Genomic DNA, 5,171 nt, shown 5'->3' on the forward strand with positions numbered 1-5,171 from the left:
AAGGGGAATATTCCATTCTCAAGTCGTGAAATTTTTGTTATTCGAAATGCCCTATTGACGTATGCATGTTCCATAAACGGAATCTGATCCTTTTACGCACACAGATCCAGGACCGCAATCAGTATTAAACTGACAAGTGTTTCCATATGTGTTGTTTGGATCTGTCGGAGAGTAGACTGGTTGTCTATCATTGTATTTCCTGGAGATATGCCGCCGATACATACACCATATAACTGGCCGTTTTCTTTTATACATTTACTACCAGGAGAGCAATCATTAACGAATTCACAAGCAAAAGCTATGGCTGGAGGAAATAAAAATACGATTAAAAATATTCGTGACATTACGCGTTCCTGTGGTGATTATATGGTTGTGTATCACATCAGACAATTGGTATCATTCTGTCCCATGTGGCGCCTTCAATTATAAGCCTATGCGATTGTATTTATTGCCTTGCTGCTGACGCCCCCACATGAGACAAAACAATGAAATTCCGCCACTCTCACCCCGCTAAGTGGGAGGCATACCCTAGCCGATTCCAATGACCGCAATCAGTCTTTTACCGCCCACCACTTCTCCGCAATCTACAGCTTGTCTATCGCTCATCGGCAAGCACCGTCATTGCTTCTCGTCCCCTTGCCCAATTACATGCCCAGGGTATAGTCCCTTCCCCGTGCCGGTTCCTGATAGAGTCCGAGCAGTCCAGGAGACTGTCCATTGCCGGATCCATATTCAGAACACAGTGCCGAACTCCGCAAGATCATCCACGTGGACATGGATGCCTTCTTTACGGCGGTGGAGCAACGGGACCACTGCGGGCTACGAGGTCAGCCAGTCATCGTCGTCGGCGATCCTGCCGACCGAGGTGTCATGGCGACCTGCAGCTATGAGGCCCGCCGTTTTGGCATTCACTCCGCCATGATCATTGCAGCTATCCCTGCGGGTTTTGAGGCGACTTATGGCGGCAAGCCTTGCAGGCTGCAGGTCTTGCAGGTCGTAAGCCCCGGTTTAGCGACAGATTGCGTGCTTCATACGTTGCAAGCCAAAGGGCAGCAGCAAGCCGCTATTCCGTGACGATTCGGCCCTTTCCATTGGTTTTGGCCTTGGTACATGCTGTTGTCGGCCAGCTTGACCAAGTCGCTCCTGTTTTTGCCACTTTCGGCTTGTTCGGCAATGCCCCCGCTCATCCCTATGGGTTATCTGTCCGGCTTCTGCACATGACCATCGGGTTTGCACGCGGTATGCATTGACCGCGCTCACGGGTTACTCATTAGAAATGTTGCAATCGGTTAATGTGGCGTAATACTCTGCAAAAGTGGAGGCTGCGCGAGGAAACGCCGCCAAAATATCAGGATCGAAATGCTCCGGCTTAACTCGTCCATCTCCTTTTAAGATAATGTCCACTGCTTTTTCATGATCAAACGGTTCTTTATAAGGACGCCGACTTCGTAAAGCATCATAGACGTCGGCCAATGCCATCATCCTCGCAGGCAGAGGGATCTCATTGCCATTTCTACCGGAAGGATAACCACTTCCATCCCATCGTTCGTGATGACCCAGAGCGATTTCCCATCCCATCTGTAATTCTGGTGAAACGTTGTGTTGGCCAATAATATTAGCACCGAGCGTGGTGTGCGTTCGCATAATGGCCCATTCCGCAACATCCAAGGGACCGGGTTTCAGCAGGACCTGATCGGGAATCCCAATCTTTCCTACATCGTGCATAGGGCTCGCCACAAAAATGAGGTCCACAAAATCTTTCCCCATGCCCAGTTGCTGTGCCAACTCCTTACAATAATAGGCGATGCGCTGAATATGGGCGCCGGTTTCTTCGTCCTTTTTCTCAGCAGCGCGAAGAAGAACATTGATCGTCTGCAGATAGCTATCGTGCAACTGGGCCGTGCGCTGCCGGACGGTAGTTTCCAGAATTTCATTATTCCGCTGGATGCGATCGCCGTATTCCTTGAGCCGCAGAATATTGCGTACCCGCACGCGCAACTCCGCTCGGTCTATCGGCTTGCCGAGGAAATCATCTACGCCGGCCTCCAAGGCGCGCAAACGCGTTTCGCGGTCATCGAGGGCCGTGACGACGATGATGGGTAAGTGAGCATAGCGGGAGTCCGCCTTGAGACGCGCAGCCAGTTCGAACCCACTGATCTGAGGCATCATACCATCCGTGAGTATCAAGTCCGGTCGGCGGTCCTGAAGCCGCTCCAGTGCCTCCTGAGCGCTGGACGTCGCCAGCACCTCATAACCATCGTTCTGCAACAAAGCCGTGAGCAGGCGACGGCTACTCCCTTCATCATCCACTACCAGGATCATGGCACGCTGTTCAGGCATCGGCTTCCTCTTGCGGCAAAAAAAAACGACCCACTATATCTATAAGCGCCTGATGACCTATCGGCTTACTCAGATAGGCATCGCAACCAGCGGCGAAAATGCTTTCCTCATCCCCTTTCATAGCCAGTGCCGTGAGAGCCAGAATGGGAATTCGCTGCGTCGCGGAATCTCCCTTTAGGATGCGGATTGCTGTCAGCCCATCCATGCCAGGCAGATGAATGTCCATAAGAACGAGGTCTGGATGTTCAGCACGGACGGTGGCAACCCCCTGTTCTGCATCGCCCGCATGTAGAATTTCATAACCAGCCTTGCGCAAGATAATACCCGTAAGCTTATAGTTGACCATATTATCTTCAATGATCAGAATTCGCTTAGGCACGGCCTTCCCCTTGGCTGGAATGGGCGGTGCTCAATGCGCGGCGTACCTCCCCGAGGAATTGGTCGCGCCGGAAACCCGCCTTTTCCATGATCTTCAGTATATGGCCATTCAGACGACGGCGATCCTCTGACGTAATGATTTTAGCCGTCAAAACCAACACCGGGATGGCCGCCATGCTTGGATTTTTCTGCAGCGCGTCCACGACGTCGAAGCCGTTGAATTCCGGCATCATCAGGTCCAGCAGGATAAGATCGGGATGAAGATGTTCTGCCATGGTCACGGCATCTCGCCCACCGTAAGCACTGATGACTTCGTAACCACCGTTGCTCAGCTGGCGGTTAATGATTTCCACCGCCCGCGCATCGTCATCGACGACCAGGATCACGGGGCGATTCTGTTTGGTCACCACAAACCCGAGTTTTCGCAGAACTTCTTCCAGACGTTCCATTTCGACGGGTTTCTGCAGCACTTGAACACTCCCGAGGGAGAAGCCCGAACCCTGTTCTGAATCCATACTGGTAATTACCAACGGAATGGTGGCCAGACGATCATCCTGGCGCTGGGCCGCGAGAAAATCCCAGCCGTCCTTGCCTGACAGATTCATCTCCAGAATGATGAGATCCGGGCGCTCTTCACGTGCCATATTTAAACCGCCAACAGAGTCGCGAGCCCAGCGCACGCGAAATCCGTCACTTCTCAAGTAACCTTGCAGGAGGGTCGCGGTAGCGACGTCATTCTCTACCACCAAGGCGGAGCGATCGATTTGGGAGGCAAAAACCGCCTTCACGGGATCCGCCTCTGCAAGAACGGCCTCCTCTCGCCAGGGAATCCAGACATGAAAGGTCGATCCTTCCCCAAGCGTACTTTCCATGGCTACTTGCCCATCGTGCAGTTCCGCAAGACGTTTGACGAGGGAAAGACCGAGGCCGGTACCTTCATAGCGACGATCCAAACCGCTGTCAGCCTGGACAAAGGGTTTGAAAAGCCGACCCTGGTCTTTTTGGGCGATGCCGATACCCGTATCGGTTACACTGATTTCCAGCCAACTGGGGTAGGCGGCAAATTCCGGGCCGGATAAATCGCCTCTTTTGCGCCCGCAAAGCGTTATCTGACCCCCATCGGGAGTAAATTTCACCGCGTTGGACAGCAAGTTGTACAGAATCTGCTTGGTCTTGCGCGCATCCAGGTAAACGGGAGGAAAATCTGGTTCCACTTCTAGGTTCAGGCGTATCTGATGGGCCACCGCCTTTTCCCTGACAATTCCCAAAGAGCCCTGAAGCAAATCGTGGAGATTCGTCGCTTCCAACTCCAGCTTCATCATCCCCGCCTCCACTTTAGAGAGGTCCAGAATATCGTTGATGAGAGAGAGGAGATGCTGGCCGCTTTCAAAAATATCCTCGGTGGCATCTTTTTGTTCAGGGCTAAGATCGCCCATGACGCCATCCTTCAACAACTCGGAAAAACCGATAATGGCATTGAGGGGGGTACGCAACTCATGGGACATGTTGGCCAGAAAGTCGGACTTGGCCTGATCCGCCATGCGCAGCAACTGATTTCTCTCCAGAAGCTCTTCGCTTTGTTTGCGTAATTCAACGGCCATGATTTGCTGGTTTTCTTTCTGAGCGATGTGGTTGAGGGCAGCGCCCATCTCTAGGGAAAGCTTCTCCAGAAAGGTGGCCTTCCTCTCGCTGAGTGTTTGTAGCGAAGCCACCACCAGCACCCCGAATCGTTGTTCCTGATAACGGATCGGCACCATGGCGATCTCTGCAGGTCGAATCTGACAGACCCCTGCGTCCACCAAAAATCCAGAGCGATCATCGGGTTGCCTCAAGCGTTGTAGATGATCCGACACGGCCGCTTCGCCCAGAACCCCCTCTCCACGCTGAAAACTGCTTGCCAGTTGTCTATCTGTGCCCCGGTGCGCAGACAGAACATAGAGGCCCTGCCATTCGTCGTAGCGATAAAATGCAGAAACCGGGAAAGGATGATTCTCCGCCAAGATGCTCAGCACTTGTTGAAGGATTTCGGTTAACCCCAAACTGGAACCACTAAAGAGGGCAAGAATCTGTCCTTGACTGCTTTCAATACGCAGGGACTCCTCCAGCCCTCTTTCCGCTTCGCGACGCTCACGCCCCTCTTTGCTGATTTGCCAAAAGAGCCCCATAAGCAGGGCCATCAGCAAGACAACAGTGATTCCAATAGCCCATAACGTTGCCGTACCCGCCTCTTGGGCCGCCTCGGTGCGTTTCTTGAGCAGACTGTTTTCGGTCGTATGCATTTTCTCGACCAGATCATGCACCGCCGTCATTTCGGCGATTCCTTCGCCCGCACCCAGCATCGCCTGGGCTGCCGGAAGGCCCTGCTTTTCGGTCGCGGTAGGGACAGTGGTTACCCACTGCCCCCCGCACAGATCCGTACGAGCGGAATTACCGCATACGGCTCCTACCTCAGG

Annotated in this window: 4 protein-coding genes; 1 reads left to right on the forward strand and 3 read right to left on the reverse strand. The window is 53.1% G+C overall.

Features of this window, described 5'->3' with window-relative positions:
- Positions 1-717: 717 nt before the first annotated feature.
- On the forward strand, positions 718-1,074 hold the full coding sequence (locus Q0C48_RS08375) for a hypothetical protein (RefSeq protein ID WP_291523335.1): 357 nt from the start codon (positions 718-720) through the stop codon (positions 1,072-1,074).
- 189 nt (positions 1,075-1,263) lie between these two features.
- On the opposite strand, the gene Q0C48_RS08380 is transcribed toward Q0C48_RS08375, so the two are convergent.
- The 3 genes from Q0C48_RS08380 to Q0C48_RS08390 all read right to left on the reverse strand — a co-directional run.
- Positions 1,264-2,340, reverse strand: a complete 1,077-nt coding sequence (locus Q0C48_RS08380) for an HD domain-containing phosphohydrolase (RefSeq protein ID WP_291523336.1) — start codon at positions 2,338-2,340, stop codon at positions 1,264-1,266.
- Positions 2,333-2,719: a response regulator gene (locus Q0C48_RS08385; RefSeq protein WP_291523339.1), complete on the reverse strand. Its 387-nt coding sequence runs from the start codon at positions 2,717-2,719 to the stop codon at positions 2,333-2,335. Before Q0C48_RS08385 ends, Q0C48_RS08380 begins: the two co-directional genes overlap by 8 nt.
- Positions 2,712-5,171 (reverse strand): response regulator (locus Q0C48_RS08390; protein ID WP_291523341.1); only part of this gene is annotated, 2,460 nt, incomplete at its 5' end. The genes Q0C48_RS08390 and Q0C48_RS08385, both read right to left, overlap by 8 nt.

Origin of the sequence: Acidithiobacillus sp. (assembly GCF_023255755.1) — a bacterium.
Classification (GTDB): Bacteria; Pseudomonadota; Gammaproteobacteria; order Acidithiobacillales; family Acidithiobacillaceae; genus Acidithiobacillus.